Annotated in this window: 14 protein-coding genes; 9 read left to right on the top strand and 5 right to left on the bottom strand. The window is 71.1% G+C overall.

What is annotated here, in order from left to right:
* The 3 genes from ACTJI1_RS04785 to ACTJI1_RS04795 form a co-directional block, all read right to left on the bottom strand.
* Entirely contained in the window at positions 1-1,152 is a 1,152-nt protein-coding gene (locus ACTJI1_RS04785) for an NYN domain-containing protein (protein WP_440741744.1), read from the bottom strand.
* A gap of 62 nt (positions 1,153-1,214) precedes the next feature.
* Complete coding sequence (locus tag ACTJI1_RS04790; RefSeq protein WP_440741745.1) at positions 1,215-2,636, bottom strand: aspartate aminotransferase family protein; 1,422 nt, start codon at positions 2,634-2,636, stop codon at positions 1,215-1,217.
* A gap of 14 nt (positions 2,637-2,650) precedes the next feature.
* Positions 2,651-4,150 (bottom strand): CoA-acylating methylmalonate-semialdehyde dehydrogenase, encoded by a 1,500-nt coding sequence (locus ACTJI1_RS04795; RefSeq protein WP_440741746.1) that lies wholly within the window; start codon positions 4,148-4,150, stop codon positions 2,651-2,653.
* 92 nt (positions 4,151-4,242) lie between these two features.
* On the opposite strand from ACTJI1_RS04795, the gene ACTJI1_RS04800 reads away from it, so the two are divergent.
* Positions 4,243-6,042, top strand: coding sequence for a PucR family transcriptional regulator (locus ACTJI1_RS04800; protein ID WP_440741747.1), 1,800 nt, complete (start codon positions 4,243-4,245; stop codon positions 6,040-6,042).
* A 557-nt stretch (positions 6,043-6,599) separates the two neighbouring features.
* Here the strand turns inward: ACTJI1_RS04800 and ACTJI1_RS04805 are convergent.
* Entirely contained in the window at positions 6,600-8,015 is a 1,416-nt protein-coding gene (locus ACTJI1_RS04805; protein ID WP_440741748.1) for an NAD(P)/FAD-dependent oxidoreductase, read from the bottom strand.
* 149 nt (positions 8,016-8,164) lie between these two features.
* Here ACTJI1_RS04805 and ACTJI1_RS04810 point away from each other — a divergent pair, with 149 nt between their 5' ends.
* The 6 genes from ACTJI1_RS04810 (at position 8,165) to ACTJI1_RS04835 (ending at position 15,871) form a co-directional block, all read left to right on the top strand.
* Positions 8,165-9,205 carry a LacI family DNA-binding transcriptional regulator gene (locus tag ACTJI1_RS04810; RefSeq protein WP_440741749.1) on the top strand — a complete coding sequence of 347 codons (1,041 nt, stop codon included), beginning with the start codon at positions 8,165-8,167 and terminating at the stop codon, positions 9,203-9,205.
* A 288-nt stretch (positions 9,206-9,493) separates the two neighbouring features.
* The gene (locus ACTJI1_RS04815) at positions 9,494-10,798 is read left to right on the top strand and encodes an ABC transporter substrate-binding protein (protein ID WP_310130127.1); all 1,305 of its coding nucleotides are present in this window, start codon (positions 9,494-9,496) and stop codon (positions 10,796-10,798) included.
* Between the two features lie 94 nt (positions 10,799-10,892).
* Entirely contained in the window at positions 10,893-11,876 is a 984-nt protein-coding gene (locus tag ACTJI1_RS04820; protein ID WP_310130124.1) for a carbohydrate ABC transporter permease, read from the top strand.
* Positions 11,869-12,708, top strand: coding sequence for a carbohydrate ABC transporter permease (locus ACTJI1_RS04825; RefSeq protein ID WP_310130121.1), 840 nt, complete (start codon positions 11,869-11,871; stop codon positions 12,706-12,708). Before ACTJI1_RS04820 ends, ACTJI1_RS04825 begins: the two co-directional genes overlap by 8 nt.
* Positions 12,705-14,645, top strand: coding sequence for a cellulase family glycosylhydrolase (locus ACTJI1_RS04830; protein ID WP_440741750.1), 1,941 nt, complete (start codon positions 12,705-12,707; stop codon positions 14,643-14,645). Before ACTJI1_RS04825 ends, ACTJI1_RS04830 begins: the two co-directional genes overlap by 4 nt.
* Positions 14,646-14,818: 173 nt before the next feature.
* Complete coding sequence (locus ACTJI1_RS04835; RefSeq protein ID WP_440741751.1) at positions 14,819-15,871, top strand: hypothetical protein; 1,053 nt, start codon at positions 14,819-14,821, stop codon at positions 15,869-15,871.
* Between the two features lie 23 nt (positions 15,872-15,894).
* Here ACTJI1_RS04835 and ACTJI1_RS04840 read toward each other — a convergent pair whose 3' ends face one another.
* Positions 15,895-17,370, bottom strand: coding sequence for a helix-turn-helix domain-containing protein (locus ACTJI1_RS04840; protein WP_440741752.1), 1,476 nt, complete (start codon positions 17,368-17,370; stop codon positions 15,895-15,897).
* Positions 17,371-17,492: 122 nt separating this feature from the next.
* Between ACTJI1_RS04840 and aceA the strand changes: the two genes are divergently transcribed.
* Together aceA and aceB are read left to right on the top strand one after the other, a co-directional pair.
* Entirely contained in the window at positions 17,493-18,818 is a 1,326-nt protein-coding gene (gene aceA, locus ACTJI1_RS04845; RefSeq protein ID WP_440741753.1) for an isocitrate lyase, read from the top strand.
* 50 nt (positions 18,819-18,868) lie between these two features.
* Complete coding sequence (gene aceB, locus ACTJI1_RS04850; RefSeq protein WP_440741754.1) at positions 18,869-20,530, top strand: malate synthase A; 1,662 nt, start codon at positions 18,869-18,871, stop codon at positions 20,528-20,530.
* The last annotated feature ends 12 nt before the right edge of the window (positions 20,531-20,542 follow it).

Genomic DNA, 20,542 nt, shown 5'->3' on the forward strand with positions numbered 1-20,542 from the left:
TCAGGACGCGGACACCCGGTCGGCCGCGCGCCCGCTGTGCCGGGCGCGGCGCGGGCGGGTCGGCGCGAGCCGCAGCATCTGGGCGGTGGAGCTGTCGTCCAGCTCGACGAGGTCGCTGCGCGACTTGATGAAGTCACTGAACGAGCGGTAGCCGAGCGCCTTCTCGCTGAAGGACGGGTCCATCCGCTTCATCTGGCCCTTCACCGTCGAGCTGTGCAGCCACGGCGAGTCGTCCTTCTCGTGGCCGAGCTGCATCGCGCGGGCGAGCAGGCGCGTCGCCACATGCTGCGGGTCCTCCTGCTGCTCCTCGGTCGCATCCGCGCCGCCCTCGGCGGCCGGAGCGCGCTTGCGACCGCCGCGACGGGTCGGGCGCTTCGCGGGCGCAGCGTCCGCCTCGGGAGCGGCGCCATCGGCGGCGGCCGCCTCCGTGTCGCCGTCGGTCTCCGCCGGCGAGTCCTCCGCCACGACGGCAGACCCGCTCGAAGCGCCGGCCGCAGCCGCGCCCGACTCGGCCTCAGCCTCGGCGACAGCAGCCTCCGCCTCCTCCGCCTCCAGCTCGGCCTCCTCGGCGTCCGCCGCCTCGTCCCGGGCGATGCCGGGCAGGTCGTCGTAGCTGACGAACTCGTCGCACGCGGCGGCGAGAGACTTGGCGGTCGACCCGGCCACGCCGATCCCGATCACGTAGCGGCCGAGCCGCTTCACCCGCTGGGCCAGCGGGATGTAGTCCGAATCGCCGGCCACGATCACGACGTGCGTGAGCTCCGGCAGGCGGAACAGGTCTTCGACGGCGTCGACCGCGAGCCGGATGTCGGCGCCGTTCTTGGCGTACGCCGCCGCGGGGAAGAGCTGCACCAGGTCGACCGCCCGGCCGACCAGCTGCCCGCGGTACTCCGCGTTGACGGCCGACGACCAGTCCGCGTAGGCGCGGGTGAGCACGAGCGTGCCGAACGACGACGAGAAGTCGATCACCGCGCCCAGGTCGACACGGGCCTCGGCCAGCTTGTCGGCGAAGGATGCTTTGGGCTGGGTCGAGCTCGACTTCGGGCGGTCGCGCATGTAGCTGCCGCGCCCGTGCACCTGGTCGTAGCGCGAGATGACGATGTTGTCGAAGTCGATGTAGACCGCGACACGGCCGTCTCCGGGTTCACTCATGGTGCCAGGTTAGCCTGCGCCCGCCCGGGCGGACCGGGGCAGGCGCAGGCTGTGGAGAACTGTCAGCGTGTGGAGTACCGGTCCGCCACATCCAGGGCGGCGTCGATGGCGGCGAGTCCGCGCCGCAGCTCGTCCTCCTCGATGACCAGCGGCGGTGCGATGTGCACGCGGTTGAAGTGCGTGAACGGCCACACGCCGGCCGCCTTGCAGGCCGCCGCGACCTCCGCCATCGGCGCCGCATCCGGACCCGCCGCGTTGAACGGCACCAGCGGCTCGCGGGTCTCGCGGTCGCGCACCAGCTCCAGCGCCCAGAACAGCCCGCGCCCGCGCACCTCGCCGAGCGAGGGATGCCGGTCGAGCCACGAACGGATCTCCGGCTCGACCACGCGGCTCCCCAGGTCGCGGACCCGCTCCAGGATGCCGTCGCGCTCGAACACGTCGAAGGTCGCCACCCCGGCGGCGCAGGCGAGCGGGTGGCCCGAGTACGTCAAGCCGCCCTGGAACGCGACGTCGTCGAAGTAGGAGGCGATCGCGTCCGAGATCACGACGCCGCCCAGCGGCACGTACCCGGAGTTGACGCCCTTCGCGAAGGTGATGAGGTCGGGGACGACGTTGAACGCATCGACGGCGAACCACTCGCCGACCCGGCCGAAACCGACCATCACTTCGTCGGCGATGTAGACGATCCCGTACCGGTCGCACAGCTCACGCACGCCCGCCAGGTAGCCGGGCGGCGGCACGAGCACGCCGTTCGTCCCCACGATCGTCTCGAGGATGACCGCCGCCACGGTGGCCGCGCCCTCGAGGACGATGACGTTCTCGAGGTGCTCGAGTGCGCGCTGCGTCTCCTCCTCCGGGGTGGTCGCGTGGAACGCCGACCGGTACGGGTACGGCCCGAAGAAGTGCGCCACCGACGGGTCGGACGGCTCGTTCGCCCAGCGGCGCGGGTCGCCGGTCAGCGAGATCGCCGTCGCCGTGCCGCCGTGATACGAGCGGTACATCGAGAGCACCTTGCGGCGGCCGGTCACCCGGCGGGCGAGGCGCACCGCGTACTCGTTCGCGTCCGCTCCGCCGTTCGTGAAGAAGACCTTGTTCAGCGTCCCCGGCGCGACCTCCGCGATGCGGCGGGCGAGCTCCCCGCGCACGTCGTTCGCCATCGACGGCTGCACCGTCGTCAGGCGGCCGGCCTGCTGCTGGATGGCTGCGACGAGATCGGGATGCTGGTGGCCGAGGTTCAGGTTGACCAGCTGGGAGCTGAAGTCGAGGTACGCGTTGCCCTCGTAGTCCCAGAAGGTCGAGCCCTCACCTGCGGCGATCGGCAGCGGGTCGATCTTCGCCTGCGCGCTCCAGGAGTGGAAGACGTGCGTGCGGTCGTCGCTGCGCACCTGGCGCTCAGCCGCCTCGTCGCCGAACGGGTGCTCGACGCCGTGCCGGTCGAGGTAGCCGGTGCGCGTGGTCGCGGCGGTGTGGATGGTGTCGGTCATGTCGTCCTCGTCGCTCAGGAGTTGCCGGGGAAGGAGAGCTCGATGCGCGAGTGCACCGGGTCCGGCCACCGCGTGGTGACCACTTTGCTCCGCGTGTAGAAGTGGAACGACTCGGGGCCGTAGATGTGCGAGTCGCCGAACAGCGAGTTCTTCCAGCCGCCGAACGAGTACGCGCCGACGGGCACCGGGATGGGCACGTTGATGCCGACCATCCCGACCTCGACCTCGAACTCGAAGCGCCGTGCCGCGCCTCCATCGCGGGTGAACAGCGCCACGCCGTTTCCGTACGGATTGGCGTTGATCAGCTCCACCGCCTCCTCGTAGGAGTCGACGCGGACCACGCTCAGCACCGGCCCGAAGATCTCGTCGTCGTACGCCTTCATGCCCGGCCGGATGTTGTCGAGCAGGCTGACGCCGACGAAGAAGCCGTCTCCGTCGAACTCGCGTTGCGTACCGTCGGCGACGACCGTCGCGCCCTCGGCGGCCGCGCCGCTGACGTAGGAGGCCACCTTGTCGCGGTGCTCGCGGGTGATGAGCGGACCCATCTCGCTGGCCGCGTCGGTGCCCGGTCCGATCCGAAGCGCATCCAGGCGCGAGTGGATGGCCGGCACCAGCCGGTCGCCCACGTCGCCGACCGCGACCACCACGCTCACAGCCATGCAGCGCTCGCCGGCCGAACCGTACGCGGCGGAGACCGCGGCGTCCGCGGCCGCGTCGATGTCCGCATCCTCGAGCACCACCATGTGGTTCTTCGCGCCGCCGAGGGCCTGCACCCGCTTGCCGGCGGCCGAGGCCCGCGTGTAGATCGAGCGGGCGATCGGGGTGGAGCCGACGAAGCTGACGGCCGACACGTCGGGGGAGTCGAGGATGGTGTCCACCGCCTCCTTGTCTCCGTGGACGACGTTCAGCACGCCGTCGGGCAGGCCCGCCTCGCGGAACAGCTTCGCCAGGAAGACGGAGGCGCTCGGGTCCTTCTCGCTCGGCTTGAGCACGACGGTGTTGCCGCACGCGATCGCGCTGGCGACCATCCACAGGGGCACCATGACCGGGAAGTTGAACGGCGTGATGCAGCCGACAACGCCGACCGGCTGCTTGACGCTGTGCACGTCGATGCCGGTCGACACCTGCTCGCTGTACTCGCCCTTGAGCTTGTCGATGAGGCCGGAGGCGAACTCGACGTTCTCGAGCCCGCGGCCGATCTCGCCGGCCGCATCCGACAGCACCTTGCCGTGCTCGGAGGTGACGATCGCGGCGAGCTCGTCGCGCCGCTCCGTGAGCAGGTGACGAAGGCGGAACATCACGTCGGCGCGCTTGGTCAGGCTCGTGGCGCGCCAGGCCGGGAACGCGGCCTTGGCGGCGGCGATCGCGCGGGCCGTCTCGGCGGCGTCGGCGAGGGCGACCTCGTGCTGCTGCTCGCCCGTCGCTGGGTCGAACACGGGACCGGTGCGGTCCGGCCGCGCGGTCGGGTCGGCGGGGTGCTCCGCGCCGGCGATGAAGTGGCGGATCAGGGCCACGAGGTCCTCCAGGTGGATCGGTCCGGACGTTCTGCCCGGTGGTGGAAGTAGGCTGGTCTCCCCATCGTCACAGAGCGGAGGCGCCAGAAGCGATGCCAGATCGTCGGGACCCGGCACCCAGCCGAACAGTTCGTCCGGAGCCGGTGGTGACGGTGAGCTCCGTGCTGCCGACCGTGCGCGAGGTGCTGCGGATGGAGCCGGTCGCGCGGGCGCTCCCGGAGGTGCTGACCGGACGGGACCGGCTGGATGCTCCGGTGCGCTGGGTGCACGTCGCCGAGACCGCGGAGGCGGCACGGCTCGGGTCGGGCGGCGAGCTGCTGCTCGCCACCGGAGTGGGCTGGCCGTCCGACGACGCGGCGCTGCGCAGGCTCGGGCGCGTGCTGATCGAGGCGGACGTCGCCGGGCTGGTCCTGGAGCTCGGGCCGCCGATGCCGGTCGCTCCCACCGCCCTCGTCGACGAGTTCGAGGCCGCCGGCCTGCCCTTCGCCGTGCTGCACCGGGAGGCGCGGTTCGTCGCCATCACGGAGGCGGTCCACGCCCGGATCATCGCGGAGCAGATGGCGGCTCTGCGGGCGCGGGACGACATCCACGCGCTCTTCACCGACCTCAGCCTGCGCGGCAGCCCGGCCGACTTCATCGTCGAGCAGGCCGCGCGGGTGCTCGCGTCGCCGGTCGTGCTGGAGGACACCAGCCACCGCGTCGTCGCGGCGGCCGGACTCGACGCCGGGCACCGCGGCGGCGAGGCGGAGCTCGCGCAGTGGGAGCAGCGCTCCCGGTCGGCGCACCGCGGCGAGGGCGGAGGCTGGACGATCGTGCCGGTCGAGGCGCGCGGGATGCGCTGGGGGCACCTCGTCGCGCTGCCTGGCGAGCAGCATCCCGCCGGCCGCTCCAACGTGCTGGAGCAGGCGGCCGTCGCGCTCGCGCTCAGCCGGCTGTCGGACCGCGACGACGACGAGTGGACGCGGCGCAGCCACGACGCGCTGCTGTCCGCCCTGCTCGGACGGCGGTTCGCGGGGGAGGGCGGCGTGACGGCGCGCTTCGAGGCGGCCGGGTTCCCGGTGGCCGGGCGGACCCTGGCGGGCGCGGCGCTGCGTCTGCGATCGGGCACGCTGCCGGTGGCCGCGGCGCCGCGGGCGGTGGAGGCGGCGCGGGCGGCGGGGGCGGATGCGGTCGCGGGGCGGCACCCGGAGCAGGCGGGGACGCTGGTGGTCGCGGTGTCGGTGGGGGCGGGGCGTGGTGCCTCGGGTGGTGCGGTGGGTGGCGGGCCTGTTGGCGCGGCGGGCGGCTCCGTGCGTGGCGCGGCGAGTGGTGCCGTGGGCGACGGGCCGAGTGGTCGGCCGGGTGGCGGGCTCAGGGACGCGTCGATCGGCGGGCTGAGCGACGCGCTGTTCGAGGCGATCGCCGAGGCGGTCGCCGGTGCGCGGCTGGACGACCCGGCGACGGTCGTCGCCGTCGGGTCGGACGCCCGCGGGATCACCGGCCTGCTGTCGTCGCTCGAAGAGGCCGTCGAACTGGCGGCGGGATCCTCGGGCCGGCCGGACGCGCGCCTCGGCCGGCGGCCGGTCGTGCAGCGGGTGCAGCACCGTCCGCTCCTCCGGCTGGTGAACGCCTTCGGCAGCGATCCGCGGATGCTCGAGCACACGGAGCAGATGCTGCGGCCCCTGATCGAGCACGATCTCGCGACCGGCGGCGACCTGGTGGATGTGCTCCGCGCCTACCTGACGCACCCCGGCAACCGCACGCGCGCGGCGGCGGCGAGCCACCTGTCCCGGTCGGTCTTCTACCAGCGGATCGCCCTCATCGAGGAGCTCCTCGGCATGGACCTCGACGACGGCGAGACGGTCGCCGCGCTGCACGCCGCCGTGCTCGCGCGCGGCCGCACCGCGCGCTGACGCGCGGCGTGGGCCGCGTGCTGCGTGGGCCGTCGCCGCCGATGCCGTCTAGATTTGTGCCAATTCGCGGTTATGCCCCGCTCATTCCCACGATTTGGCACAAATCTTCGCCACTCTCGCGAGGCGCCGCGCGCATCCCGTGTCGCTCCAGACATTCGTCGCGAATGGCGGGATTGCGCCCTCCGTAACCGCGATTCGTCACGAATGTCGCCTTCGCTCGCGGGGCAGCGCGCGCATCCCGGGGCCGTCGCTCGAGACATTCGTGACGAATGGCGGGATTGAGCCGCCCGACACCGCGATTCGTGACGAATGTTGCCTTCGCTAGCGGGCAGCGCGCGCATCCCGGCGCCGTCGCTTGAGACATTCGTCACGAATGGCGGGATTGCGCCGCCCGTTACCGCGATTCGTGACGAATGTTGCCTTCGATCGCGGGCGCCCCGCCATCGGCGACGGCGCCGCGCGCGAGATTTGTGCCAAATCGCGGTAATGCGCCGCTCATTCCCACGATTTGGCACAGATCGTGCGGCCCGACGAGAACCTCGGCGGCACGCGCCGCGTCAGGAGTCGAACCCCATCCCCACCGCGTCGAGCGCCCGGAGGAAGGCGTTGCGGTGCCCCGCGCGGTGGTCCGCCTGGTCGAGCGACCAGCGAGTGAGCGCGATCCCGATGGAGGCCGCCGGCTCGGGCGGGACGGGGACGGGGCGCGTGCGCACCATCTCGAGTGACGTGCGCTCGGTGGCGCGTCCGGCCAGGAGGTCGAGCATGACCTTCGCGCCGAAGTGCGTCGCCGCCACGCCGAGGCCGGTGTAGCCGGCGGCGTAGGCGACGCGCCCCTGGCGCGCCGAACCGAAGAAGGCGCAGAAGCGGCTGCAGGTGTCGATGGCGCCGGCCCAGCGGTGCGTGAACGTGAGTCCTTCGAGCTGGGGGAAGGTGGTGAAGAAGTGCCCGGCCAGCCGCCGGTACGTCTCCGGCCGCTCCTCATACTCCTGCCGAACGCGTCCGCCGTAGTGGTACACCGCGTCGTAGCCTCCGAAGAGGATGCGGTCGTCCGCGGTCAGCCGGCAGTAGTGGAACTGGTTCGCCGAGTCGCCGATGCCCTGCCGTCCTTCCCAGCCGATCGAGGCGCGCTGCGCCGGGGTGAGCGGCTCGGTCATCAGCACGTAGTCGTACACCGGCACGGTCGCGAGACGATTCCGGCGAAGCAGACTGGGGAACACGTTGGTGGCGAGCGCCGTCCGCCGCGAGCGCAGCGTCCCCGCAGGCGTCTCCAGCACCGTCCCGTCGCCGATGCTCTCCACCGGCGAGTGCTCGAAGATCTCGACGCCCACCTCGATGCACGCTCGGGCCAGCGCCCGGGCGAGCTTCGCCGGGTGGATGAGCGCGGAGTCCCGCCGCCGCAGCAGTCCCGCCTGGTAGGTGGGCGAGTGGACGAGCGTCTGCACGGCGTCCCGGTCGAGCAGCGTGGCGTCCGGCCCCTCCGACTCGCGGAGCCCCTCGATCTGGTACTCCTCCGTGGCGACGTCGAGGGCGCCGTTGCGCTCGAACTCCGCATCCAGCCCCAGCTCGGCGACGATCGCCTCGATCTCGTCGAGGTTCCGCATCCCGAGCCGCTGCAGCTCGTCGAACTCGCCGGGCCAGCGGGAACGGCCGTTGTCGTCGCCGTGGGTCAGACTGGCCTCGCAGAAGCCGCCGTTGCGTCCGGAGGCCGCCCATCCCACCCGCCGGCCCTCGAGCAGCACGACGCGCGCAGAGGGGTCCTCGCGCTTGGCGAGGAGCGCCGTCCACAGTCCCGTGTAGCCGCCGCCGACGACGGCGAGGTCGCAGCTCACGTCCCCGTGCAGTCGCGGGTAGCGGTCCCCGGGGGCGTCCTCGGTCCAGAACACCGCCTGACGACTGGGCGCGAGCGCGTGGCGCACCACCGCGTCGTCGGGTCGCGTCCGCTCGAACACCGTGCTGTTCCGGGATGGGCTCACGCGGTCATTCTGCCGGATGCGGCCGGAGCCGTTCGTCGGGAAACGACGGCGGCGCCATCCAATCCGTCCGGATCGCCCACGCGAACCCGCGGGGTGCGCCGGAAGCGCGAACAAGTATTGTTGGCCGCGCACCATGAAGGGAGGCGGCCGTGAGCAACGGAGCGGGGCGCGTGACCATCGCGGGGCTGGCCGACCGGCTGGGTCTCTCGAAGGCGTCGGTGTCGTACGCGCTCAACGGGCTGCCCGGTGTGAGCGACGAGACCCGGGAGCGGGTGCTGGCGCTCGCCGAGCAGCTGGGATGGCACCCCAGCTCGTCCGCGCGTGCCCTGTCGCGGGCGCGGTCGGACACGATCGGCATCGTGCTGCGCCGCGACCCGGGACTGCTCGGCGCGGAGCCGTACTACATGAGCCTGCTCGCCGGCGTCGAGAGCGAGCTCTCGGAGACCGGGCAGTCGCTGCTGCTGCGGATGGTCGGCGCCGACACCGGCCAGGAGGTCGCCGCGTACCGGCGCTGGAGCGCCGAGGCGCGGGTGGACGGCGTGATGCTGTTCGACCTGACGTTCGACGACCCGCGCCCGGCGCTGCTCGACGAGCTCGGGCTGGCGTACGTGCTGCACGGCAACCGCGAGACGCTGGCGCCGGGCAAGGTGCTGCTGTACGACGCGCGGTCCGACGCCGGGCTGCTGGTCGAGCACCTGGCGTCGCTCGGCCACCGGCGGGCGCTGCACATCGCGGGTCCGGCCGAGTTCGAGCACGAGCAGGACCGGCGGGATGCGGTGGATGCGTGGGGCCGCGAGAACGGGATGGAGTTCTCGTTCGCCACCTCGGACTACTCGATGGAGGCGGGGGAGCGGATCGCCGCGGAGGTCGTGCGCGACGACCCGTCGATCACCGCGGTGCTCACCTCGAACGACCTGCTGGCGCTGGGCGCCCAGACGGCGCTGACGCACGGCGGACGCGACGACGTCGCGATCGTCAGCTGGGACGACTCGCTGCTGTGCCGCCTGGGGACGCGCCCGATCACGGCCCTCGACCGCTACCCGGAGGAGCAGGGCCGACGCTCGACCCGGCTCCTGCTCGACCAGCTCGCCGGCCGGACCGCGTTCGACCGCCGCGCCCGGGCGAGCCGCCTGGTGCCCCGCGCGACGAGCATCCCCGCCCGCTCCGAGGCGCGCACCGCGTCCCGCTGACGGGAGTCGCCTGCCTACGCGCGCCCACTCCGTCGAGTACACGAAAAGTGCCCGCTTCAGCGGCGCGCCGCGTGCACTTTTCGTGTACTCGACGGAGGGGGCGGGCGGGACGCGGGCGGCGCGCCAGCAGGCGAATCCCGCACCGGCGTACCGCCCGGTATACCCTCGGACGAGGTGAAGTCAAGCATTGACAGATGAACCGGTTAAGTTAGGCTTCCCCTGGCGCCCCGCCGCACGGCCCTCGCACCAGACCGGCAGCGCCCCCCATCAAGAGACGAAGGAGTCACAATGAGGAAACGCGCCATCGCCGCGGCGGCGGTCGCCGCAGCGGTCTCGCTCGTGGTCGCGGGCTGCAGCAGCTCGGGATCGGGATCGTCCGCCAGCGGCTCGACGATCACCTACTGGGCGAGCAACCAGGGGACCAGCCTCGACAACGACAAGCAGGTCCTCACCCCGGTGCTCGACGAGTTCACCAAGGAGAGCGGCGTCAAGGTCAAGCTCGAGGTCATCGGCTGGAACGACCTGCAGACCCGCATCCAGACGGCCGTCACCTCCGGCCAGGGTCCGGATGTGCTCAACATCGGCAACACCTGGGCCGCGTCCCTGCAGGCGACCGGCGCGTTCCTGCCCTACGACGACGCCAACATGAAGGCGATCGGCGGCAGCGACAAGTTCGTCCCGACGGCGCTGAAGACCGGTGGCCAGGAGGGCAAGCCCGTCACCAGCGTCCCGCTGTACGGCCTCGCCTACGGCCTGTACTACAACAAGAAGATGTTCAGCGACGCCGGCGTGCAGCCGCCGACGAACTGGGAGGAACTGGTCGCCGCAGCCAAGAAGCTGACCAACGGCACCACCTACGGCTTCTCGCTCGCCGCGGGCAGCTACACCGAGAACGTCCACTTCGCCTTCATCAACGCGTCGCAGAACGGCGGCGAGTGGTTCGACAGCAAGGGCAACCCGACGTTCACCAGCCAGGCCAACGTCGACGGCATCAAGCGCTACCTCGACCTGATGCAGTCCGACAAGGTCGTCAACCCGTCGAACGCCCAGTACGACAACGGCGTGCAGGCGGTCAACGACTTCGCCACCGGCAAGGTCGGCATGATCCTCAGCCAGAACAACGCGGACGCCTCGATCGTGTCGAACGGCATGAAGAGCGACCAGTACGGCGTCGTGCCGTTCCCGGCTCCCGCGGGCGCCAAGCAGATCGCGACGTTCCCCGCCGGCATCAACCTGTCGATCTTCAAGAACACCAAGAACAAGGATGCGGCGCTCAAGTTCGTCAAGTACATGACGAGCGAGTCCACCCAGTCCAAGCTGGCGAAGCCGTACGCGACGCTTCCGGTTCTGGACGGCGTCAAGCCGACCTTCACGGACAACGCCGAGGAGGCCGCGACCTTCCAGAAGATCTACAACGACATGTCCAAGCCGCTCCCGCTGGTCCCCGCTGAGGACCAGTTCGAGAACACGGTCGGCAAGGCGATGAACGACATGTTCGCGAAGATCGCCACCGGCAGCACGGTGTCCGCCTCGGACATCAAGTCCGCGATGCAGAACGCGCAGGACCAGGTCAAGCAGTCCATGGGCGGCTGATCAGCCCACGACCCGTTCGTCGGGCGGGGCGCGGCCGGCCGCTCAGCGGCCACCGCGTCCCGCCCGGTGACCAGCCACACCTGTAAGGAGACCCATGTCGACGACGACAGACGTCCGAGGCCCCGCACAGACCGTGCCGGCGGCCGCCGCCCCGCCCGCGCCCAAGCGCCGACGCCCGAAGGGATGGTGGCTGCCGTTCATCCTGCTGGTGCCGGCCGTCGTCTTCGAGCTGTTCATCCACGTCATCCCGATGCTTACCGGCATCTGGATCAGCTTCCTCCAGCTCACCAAGTTCTACATCGCCAACTGGGGCGAGGCGCCGTTCGTCGGGCTCAAGAACTACGCGGTCGCCCTGGACTTCAGCGGCTCCGTCGGTGCCGGCCTGCTGCACTCGTTCATGGTCACCGTCGGCTTCACCATCCTGGTGGTCGGCCTCTCCTGGGTGCTCGGGATGGCCGCGGCCGTCGCGCTGCAGGGCCGGTTCCGGGGGCGTGCATTCTTCCGCACCCTGTTCCTGGTGCCCTACGCACTGCCGCTCTACGCCGGCATCATCACCTGGAAGTTCATGTTCCAGAAGGACACCGGCGCGATCAACAACTTCTTCTTCGACACCCTCGGGTTCTCGGGCGACAAGCCCTTCTGGCTGATCGGGAACAACGCCTTCTGGGCGATCGTCATCGTCGCGATCTGGCGGCTCTGGCCCTTCGCCTTCCTGATGCTGATGGCCGGCCTCCAGTCGATCCCGGCCGAGGTCTACGAGGCCTCCGCGGTCGACGGGGCGAAGCCGTTCCGCCAGTGGCGCGCGATCACCCTCCCGATGCTGCGCCCGGTCAACTCGGTGCTGCTCCTGGTGATGTTCCTCTGGACCTTCAACGACTTCAACACGCCGTACGTGCTGTTCGGCAGCACCGCGCAGCCGGCGTCCGGAGACCTGATCTCCTTCCACATCTACAACGCCTCGTTCCTGACGTGGAACTTCGGCTCGGGAGCCGCGATGAGCGTGCTGCTGCTGATCTTCCTGCTGATCGTCACCGGAATCTACCTGCTCGCCGTGAATCGGAGGAACCGCGATGCGTGAGACCGTCTCTTCCCACATCTTCCGCTGGGTCGTCATCGCCTTCCTGACGATCTTCACGGTCGTCCCGCTCTGGGTCATGGTGACGTCGTCGATGAAGCCGCTGTCGGAGGTGCAGGCCGCCTTCACCTGGATCCCGCGGAACATCACCTTCCAGCCGTTCATCGACATGTGGTCGACCGTGCCGCTCGCGTCGTACTTCGTGAACTCGCTCATCGTGTCCAGCGCCGCGACGCTGATCTCGCTGGTGATCGCGGTGTTCGCCGCCTACGCGGTCTCTCGCTACCGGTTCAAGGGCCGCAACGTCTTCACGACCACAGTGCTGTCGACGCAGATGTTCCCGGGTGTGCTGTTCCTGCTCCCGCTGTTCCTGATCTTCGTGAACATCAACCAGGCGACCGGAATCCAGCTGGTCGGCACCCGCTGGGGCCTCATCATCACGTACTTCACGTTCGTGCTGCCCTTCTCCATCTGGATGCTCGCCGGCTACTTCGACGGCATCCCGCGCGACCTGGACGAGGCGGCGAAGGTGGACGGCTCGGGCCCGATGGGCGCGCTGTGGCACGTCGTGCTCCCTGCCGCAAGGCCGGGTCTGATCGCGGTCGCGATCTACTCGTTCATGACCAGCTGGGGCGAGGTGCTGTTCGCCTCCGTGATGACGACGGATGAGAACCGGACGCTCGCCGTCGGACTGCAGCTGTACTCCACGCAGACGAACGTCTACTGGAACCAGATCATGGCCGCCTCCCTCGTGGTGTCCATCCCGATCGTCGTGGCGTTCCTGCTGCTGCAGCGCAACTTCGTGGCGGGACTCACCGCCGGCGCGGTCAAGTGACGCGCGTCGACCGTCCCTCGCCGGTGCTCCACGTCGGCGAGGCGCCTGTGGTGTGGCTGGGCGCGAACTTCTGGTCGCGCACCGGCGGTCCGCTGATGTGGACGCGCTACGACCCGGCGGTCGTGCGCGAGGAGCTCCGCGTGCTCGCCGAGCACGGCCTCAACATGACGCGCTCCTTCTTCTACTGGCCCGACTTCCATCCCACCCCGGACTCGCTCGACGAGCAGTGCGTGGCGAACTTCGCGGACTTCCTGGACGCGCATTCCGAGACCGGCATGACTACGGTGCCGACCTTCCTGGTCGGTCACATGTCGGGGGAGAACTGGGATCCGGCGTGGCGGGACGGGCGCGACCTGTACCGCGACGTCTGGTTCGTCGGGCGCCAGGCCTGGTACGTCAGGGAGCTCACCGCGCGCTTCGCCACGCATCCCGCGGTCGCCGGCTGGCTGCTCACCAACGAGGTGCCGATCTACGGCGGGGAGGCGCCGCGTCCCATCGTCGACGCGTGGGCGTCGCTGCTGGTGGATGCGGTGCGCGCGGGCGGCGGGACGCAGCCGGTCGCGGTCGGCGACGGCGCCTGGGGCATCGAGACCACCGGGCACGACAACGGCTTCTCGGTGCGCGACCTCGCGGAGTACACCGACTTCATCGGGCCGCACGTCTACCGGATGGAGACGGACCAGATCCGCCAGCACCTGAAGGCCGCGTACATCGCCGAGCTGGCCGCGACGAACGGCCTGCCGGTGATCATGGAGGAGTTCGGGCTCACCAGCGACTTCGTGTCGGATACGGGCGCCGCCTCCTACTACCGGCAGCTGCTGTACACGACGCTCCTGGCAGGAGCGACGGGCTGGATCGCGTGGAACAACACCGATTACGACGACCTGGCCGACCAGCGGCCGTACTCGCACCATCCGTTCGAGATGCACTTCGGCATCACCGACCGGCACGGCAACCCCAAGCCGCCGCTGCGGGAGCTCGCCCGCTTCGCCGCGGATCTCGCGGCGATCGACCTGCCGTCGGTGCGTCGCGCGCCGGTCGACGCGGCGCTGGTGGTGCCGTCGCACCTCGCCGAGGACTATCCGTTCACCCAGGAGGAGGAGCGGGCGCACATCGTCGCCACGGGGGAGCAGGCGTATGTCGCCGCGCACGAGGCGCACATCCCGGTCGCCGTCGTGCGTGAGAAGGAGGACGGCGGCCTGCCGTCCGGGTACGGGCTGTACCTGCTGCCGTCGGTCAAGCAGCTGTGCGCCACCTCGTGGCAGCAGCTCGTCGCGCTCGCGCGCGACGGGGCGACCGTCTACGCGTCCTACTCGCACGGGCCGAGCGGTGTGCAGCGCGGACCGTGGTGGGCGCACACCGAAGAGCTCTTCGGTGTACGGATGGACAGCGCCTACGGCCTCGCCGAGCCGGTGACGGACGACACCGTCGTGCTGCGCTTCACCGAGGCGTTCGGACCGTTCGCCGCGGGCACGGAGCTGCGGTTCGCCGCGGCGGGCAACGAGAACGGGCGCACGTACCTCCCGGTGCGCGCGACCTCCGGCCGGGTCGTCGCGGTGGATGCGCACGGGCGCCCCGCGATCGTGGTCGCCGACCACGGGGCCGGGCGCGCGGTGCTGTGCACGTATCCGCTCGAGTTCTTCGCGTCCGCCCGGGCGCGGGTCAACCCGGAGCAGACCTGGCGGCTGTACGACGCGCTCGCCGAGGTGGCGGACGTGGAGCGGGATGTGCGGCTGGACGACCCGCGCGTCTTCACCGACACGCTGGTGCACGAGGACGGGCGCCGCTTCGTCTTCTTCGTGTCGCAGCACGAGACCCCGGTGACGATCACGCCGTCCGTCGCCGGAGGCGAGCTCCGCGCCCTCGGCGGCGACCCGTCCGCCGCGATCGACCTGCCGCCCTACGGCGTCGCGCTCCGCCTCCTCGCCCTCGACTGACCCGCGCCCCCGTCCCCTCCGCCCCTCCGTCGAGTACACGAAAAGTGCACGCTCCACCGGTGTGTCGCGTGCACCATTCGTGTACTCGACGGAGGGGGAGGGGGGGGGATGCGCGGGGCGCGTCATAAGGCGGGCGCGGGTGCGTCTGGGTGGGTGTGCAGGAAATACTCTCGATGGACGTGTCCCCGGTCGTCGCGCGGTTGCGCGCGGCCACGGCCGAGAAGCTCGCGCTGGGGGCGGCGGCCGCGGCGGCGCTCGTCGCCGCCGGCGTCGCGCTCCTGGTGTTCCTGATCGGGGACCATCGCCTCGACATCGTGGGGGACCGGTCCGTCGGGCAGGTCACCGCGATCGCGGGGGCGGCCGCAGCTGCGCTGGCGTACGCCGCCGGACGGGTCGCGGTGCTCCGCTCCCCGCACGTCGGTCCCCGGCTGGAGCACCGCAGTCGCAGCGCGTTCGCGGTCGCCGTGTTCGAGACCGCTGCGGTGGCCCTCGCGCACGCCCTCGTGATCGGGCTGGTCTGGACGATGGCGGCCGACATCCTGTCCCGCAGCTTCGCCGAAGCGCCCGTCTACGCGCTCGAGGCCGTCGCGATCGTCGGTCCGGCCGTCGGGCTCAGCGCCTACATCGCCTTCTCCTCGGCAGTGCACATGACGCCGATGCTGCTCTCGTCGGTGCTCACCGTGTTCCTCACGGTCGGCGCGATGACGTCGATGCTGACCGCTTCGGACCGTTTCTGGTGGAAGGAGAACCTGAGCTCCCTCGGAACCCACCTCGACCTCTCCGGCCTGACCTTCAACGCGACGCTGGTCGTGGCCGGTGTGCTGGTGACGGCGATGGCACGCATGTCCACCCTCCACCCGGGCCGCTTCCTGACCCGCGGCGAGATCCTGGTCCGGGTCGCGCTGATCGCCCTCGGCGTGCTGCTGGCCTGCGTCGGCCTCGTTCCGGTCAACGTGTCCGTGCTCATCCACAACACGGTGGCGACCGGGATGGCCGTGGTGTTCTGCGCGCTCGCCGTCGGGATCCGGTGGGCCCTCCCGCGGATGCCGTTCCTCTTCGTGGCGATGGGCTGGGCGATCGTGGCGGCCATCGGCGTCTCCGCGGTGCTGTTCGCGGTCGGCTACTACAACCTGACCGCGGTGGAGTTGGTCGCATCCCTCGCCATCTTCGCCTGGATCATCGTGTTCCTGCGGGTGTTCGGCGCGCTGCAATCCGACGACGCATAGTCCGACGCGCGGGAACCGCCACCTCAGGAGGCAGGCGCGTGGCGGTCCAGGAACGCGTACACCTCGGTCGCGTCGACGCCGGGGAACGTCCCGGTCGGCAGGGCCGCGAGCAGTGACGTGGGCGTCCGCGCGGCCGGCCACGCCATCCCCTCCCACCGCTCCGCGAGCGCTCCCGGCGGGCGGCGGCAGCACGACTCGTCCGGGCACCGCGACACCGCGCGGTTCGGCGTCTCCCGGCCGCGGAACCACTTCACGTGGGCGAACGGCACGCCGACGCTGACCGAGTAGTCGCCCTCCTTGGCCTTCTCGACCCGTGACGTGCACCAGAACGTTCCGGTCGGCGTGTCCGTGTACTGGTAGTACGGGCTGAAGCGGTCGGCCACGTCGAACACCGTCCGCGCCGTCCAGCTGCGGCACACCGGCGTCCCCTCGACCGCGCCGAGCGCATCCGACGGGAACACGACCGCGTCGTTCTCGTACGCCTTGATGATGGTCCCCGACTCGTGCACCTTCATGAAGTGCACCGGGATGCCGAGCCGTGCGGTCGCCAGGTTGGTGAACCGGTGCGCAGCGGTCTCGTAGGTCACGGCGAAGGCGTCGCGGAGGTCCTCCATGGAGATGCGCCGGAAGTTCTTGGCCTCGCTGAGGAAGGCGACCGCATCCTTCTCCGGCAGCAGCAGCGCCGCGGTCAGATAGTTGGTCTCGATGCGCTGCCGCAGAAAATCGGCGTAGTTTCGCGGCTCGTCGTGGCCGAGCACGTGCGAGGCGAACGCCTGCAGGATGGGGGAGCGGGAGTCGCGCGACGGCGACTGCTCGGTCGGCAGGTAGATGCGCCCGTTGCGCCGGTCCGTCACCGAACGGGTGGAGTGCGGCAGGTCGCCGACGTAGTGGAGCGCGTAGCCGAGGTGGTCGGCCATGTCCGTCACCGTCTGGTGCGAGACCGGTCCGCCGGTGTGGCCGACGGCGCCCAACAGGTTCGCCGCGATCGCCTCCAGCTCGGGGAAGTGGTTGTCCCGCGCGCGCATGGTCGCGCGCAGCTCCGCGTTGGCCCGGCGCGCCTCCTCGGGAGTCGCCGCGCGCTCGCGGTGCAGCCGCTCGACCTCCTGATGGAGGGCCAGGATCGCCTGCAAGGTCGCGTCGGGCACGGTGCGGCCGACGCGCACCGGGTCGATCCCGAGGGAGGCGAACACCGGTCCGCGCTGCGCCCGCTCGACCGCGATCTCGAGCGCCGCGCGCTCGTCGGGCGCCTCGGGGGCGAGCAGGTCGTCGACCGAGACATCGAGGGCGGAGGCGATCGCACGCAGCAGCGCCAGCCGCGGTTCCCGGTTGCCGTTCTCGATCGTGGAGACCTGCGAGGGCGCGCGGTCGACGGCCGCGGCCAGCGCCTCCAGGGTCAGCCCGCGCTGCTGGCGGAAGGCGCGGATGCGGCGGCCGAGCGTGAGCGCGTCGGCCGCGGGGCGGTCGTCCTGCACGTCGTCGATGACGGTCATGCTCGCCATGCTGACACTCCGGGGAAGTTCTGGCAAACAGAAGAACGCTCGTATTTCTGTCGACCGATCCGGTCGGGAGGCTGTCCGGCGGGCGAAGGATCGAGGCAACCGATCGACCGATGGAGGTCCCGATGAGCACCCCGAACCGTCCCGAGAACAGCGCCCGCCCGGGCGACACCACCCAGACGGCCGCCGAGCTGCAGCTCGAGTGGGATGCCGACCCGCGCTGGTCCGGCATCCGCCGCGACTACACCGCCGACGACGTCGTCGCCCTGCGCGGCCCGGTCGGCGAGGAGCAGACCCTCGCCCGCCGCGGCGCCGACCGTCTCTGGGAGCTGATCCAGCGCGACAGCACCCCTGACGACCCGCGGTGGGTCGCGGCGCTCGGCGCGCTGACCGGCAACCAGGCCGTGCAGCAGGTGCGCGCCGGGCTCGAGGCCATCTACCTTTCCGGCTGGCAGGTCGCCGCCGACGCGAACCTCTCCGGCCAGACCTACCCCGACCAGAGCCTGTACCCGGCGAACTCCGTCCCGGCGGTGGTCCGCCGCATCAACAACGCCCTGCTGCGCGCCGGCCAGATCGAGGGAACCGACGGAGCGGTGAGCGACTGGATGGCGCCGATCGTCGCCGACGCCGAGGCCGGCTTCGGCGGCCCGCTGAACGCGTACGAGCTCATGCACTCGATGATCCAGGCGGGCGCCGCAGGCGTCCACTGGGAGGATCAGCTCGCCAGCGAGAAGAAGTGCGGGCACATGGGCGGCAAGGTGCTCATCCCGACCGGGCAGCACATCCGCACCCTCAACGCCGCCCGGCTCGCCGCCGACGTCGCCGGGGTGCCGACCATCGTCATCGCACGCACCGACTCCCTCGCCGCGACCCTGCTGACGAGCGACCACGACGAGCGCGACCGTCCGTTCCTCACCGGGACGCGGACAGCCGAGGGTTTCTACGAGGTGCGGAACGGCATCGAGCCGGTCATCGCCCGCGGGCTGGCCTACGCCCCGTACGCCGACCTGCTGTGGGTGGAGTCGGCCGAGCCCGACCTGGAGCTCGCCCGCCGGTTCGCGGAGGCGGTGCACGCCGAGCATCCCGGCAAGCGGCTGGCGTACAACTGCTCGCCGTCGTTCAACTGGCGCAGCCACCTCGACGACGCGACCATCGCCCGGTTCCAGCGGGAGCTCGCCGCGATGGGATACGCGTTCCAGTTCATCACGCTGGCCGGGTTCCACGCCCTCAACCACTCCATGTTCACGCTCGCCCGGGACTACCGCGCCCGGCAGATGAGCGCGTACGTCGACCTGCAGGAGGCCGAGTTCGCCTCCGAGGCCGACGGCTACACCGCCACCCGCCACCAGCGGGAGGTCGGCACCGGCTACTTCGACCGCGTGGCGACCGCGCTCAACCCCGACAGCGCGACGCTCGCCCTGGTCGGTTCCACCGAGGAGCACCAGTTCTGACCGGGCCGTTCGGCACACGAACCGGCTCTCACACCTGAAGGAGACGCACCATGATCGAGATCACCGGGCCGCGCGACGCCGCGACCGACACCATCCTGACGCCGGAGGCCCTCGCCTTCGTCGACCACCTGCACCAGACCTTCGCGGCGCGCCGGCAGGAGCTCCTGGCGGAGCGCGCCCTCCACCGGGCGCAGGCCGGCAACGGCCGCGACCCGGGCTTCCTCAGCAGCACGGCCGCCGTCCGCGAGGACGAGCACTGGCGCGTCGCCGGGGCGGGGCCGGGCCTCGAGGACCGGCGGGTGGAGATCACCGGCCCCACGGATCCGAAGATGGCCATCAACGCCCTCAACTCCGGCGCGCGTGTCTGGCTGGCCGACTTGGAGGACGCGACGAGCCCGACCTGGGAGAACATCGTCGGCGGCCAGCGGACGCTGCACGACGCCGTGCGCGGACGCCTCGCCTTCACGAGCTCCGAAGGCAAGCAGTACCGGGTCACGACGCCGCAGGAGCACACGCCGACGATCGTGATGCGGCCCCGCGGCTGGCACCTGGTCGAGAAGCACCTGGCGTTCACCGACCGGGCCGGGCGCACCGCTCCGGCCAGCGCGTCGCTCACCGACTTCGGTCTGTACTTCTGGCACAACGCCCAGGCCCTGGTGGATGCGGGGCGCGGCCCGTACTTCTACCTCCCGAAGCTCGAGTCGCACCGCGAGGCGCGGCTGTGGAACGACATCTTCGTCTTCGCCCAGCAGCGCATCGGGATGCCGGTGGGCACCGTGCGCGCGACCGTGCTGATCGAGACGATCCCGGCGGCCTTCGAGATGGAGGAGATCCTGTTCGAGCTGCGCGACCACTGCGCGGGCCTCAACGCCGGACGCTGGGACTACATCTTCTCGATGATCAAGACGTTCCAGGGCCGCGGGCGCCGGTTCGCGTTCGGCGACCGCGACGGGATCACCATGACGGTCCCGTTCATGCGGGCGTACACGGAGCTGCTGGTGGCGACCTGCCACCGGCGCGGAGCCCACGCGATCGGCGGCATGAGCGCGTTCATCCCGAACCGGCGCGACCCGGAGGCGACCGAGCGGGCGCTGCAGCGGGTCGCCGAGGACAAGCGGCGCGAGGCCGGGGACGGCTTCGACGGGACCTGGGTGGCGCATCCCGACCTCATCCCGACCGCGCTCGCCGAGTTCGACACCGTGCTCGGCGACCGGCCGAACCAGGTCGCGCGGCGCAGGGACGACGTGCACGCGACCGCCGACGATCTGCTGCGCGTCGACGGCGCAGCGGCCACCGTGACGGATGCGGGGGTGCGGTCGACCGTCTCCGTCGCCCTCCGCTACATCGAGGCGTGGCTGCGCGGGACCGGCGCCGTCGCGATCGACGGGCTGATGGAGGATGCGGCGACCGCGGAGATCTCACGCTCGCTGCTGCGGCAGTGGATCGACAACCGCGTCGTGACCGTCGAGGGGACGGCCGTGGATCGCGTGTCCGTGTCGCGCATCCTCGACGAGGAGCTCGACCGGCTGGATGCCGACGGCACCCGGTTCGCGGACGCCGCCGAGTTGCTGCGGGAGGTGTCGCTGGGCGAGGAGTTCCCGACGTTCCTCACCATCCCGGCGTACGCGCGGTTCCTGGTCGACGGTCCGCAGAACGCGGACGCCTCGGATGGCGTTGCGTCGGGTGAGGCGGAGCTGCCGCTCGCCGGCTGATCCGGGCCTGAA

Origin of the sequence: Leifsonia sp. 22587, assembly GCF_052044215.1 — a bacterium.
Classification (GTDB): domain Bacteria; phylum Actinomycetota; class Actinomycetes; order Actinomycetales; family Microbacteriaceae; genus Leifsonia; species Leifsonia shinshuensis_C.

Excerpts from the sequence above, each read along its gene's own strand:
- aceA (WP_440741753.1), top strand. The coding sequence starts at position 17,493 with ATGAGCACCCCGAACCGTCCCGAGAACAGCGCCCGCCCGGGCGACACC.
- ACTJI1_RS04785 (WP_440741744.1), bottom strand. The coding sequence starts at position 1,152 with ATGAGTGAACCCGGAGACGGCCGTGTCGCGGTCTACATCGACTTCGAC.
- ACTJI1_RS04800 (WP_440741747.1), top strand. The coding sequence starts at position 4,243 with ATGCCAGATCGTCGGGACCCGGCACCCAGCCGAACAGTTCGTCCGGAG.
- ACTJI1_RS04790 (WP_440741745.1), bottom strand. The coding sequence starts at position 2,636 with ATGACCGACACCATCCACACCGCCGCGACCACGCGCACCGGCTACCTC.
- ACTJI1_RS04820 (WP_310130124.1), top strand. The coding sequence starts at position 10,893 with ATGTCGACGACGACAGACGTCCGAGGCCCCGCACAGACCGTGCCGGCG.
- ACTJI1_RS04815 (WP_310130127.1), top strand. The coding sequence starts at position 9,494 with ATGAGGAAACGCGCCATCGCCGCGGCGGCGGTCGCCGCAGCGGTCTCG.
- aceB (WP_440741754.1), top strand. The coding sequence starts at position 18,869 with ATGATCGAGATCACCGGGCCGCGCGACGCCGCGACCGACACCATCCTG.
- ACTJI1_RS04825 (WP_310130121.1), top strand. The coding sequence starts at position 11,869 with ATGCGTGAGACCGTCTCTTCCCACATCTTCCGCTGGGTCGTCATCGCC.
- ACTJI1_RS04835 (WP_440741751.1), top strand. The coding sequence starts at position 14,819 with ATGGACGTGTCCCCGGTCGTCGCGCGGTTGCGCGCGGCCACGGCCGAG.
- ACTJI1_RS04840 (WP_440741752.1), bottom strand. The coding sequence starts at position 17,370 with ATGGCGAGCATGACCGTCATCGACGACGTGCAGGACGACCGCCCCGCG.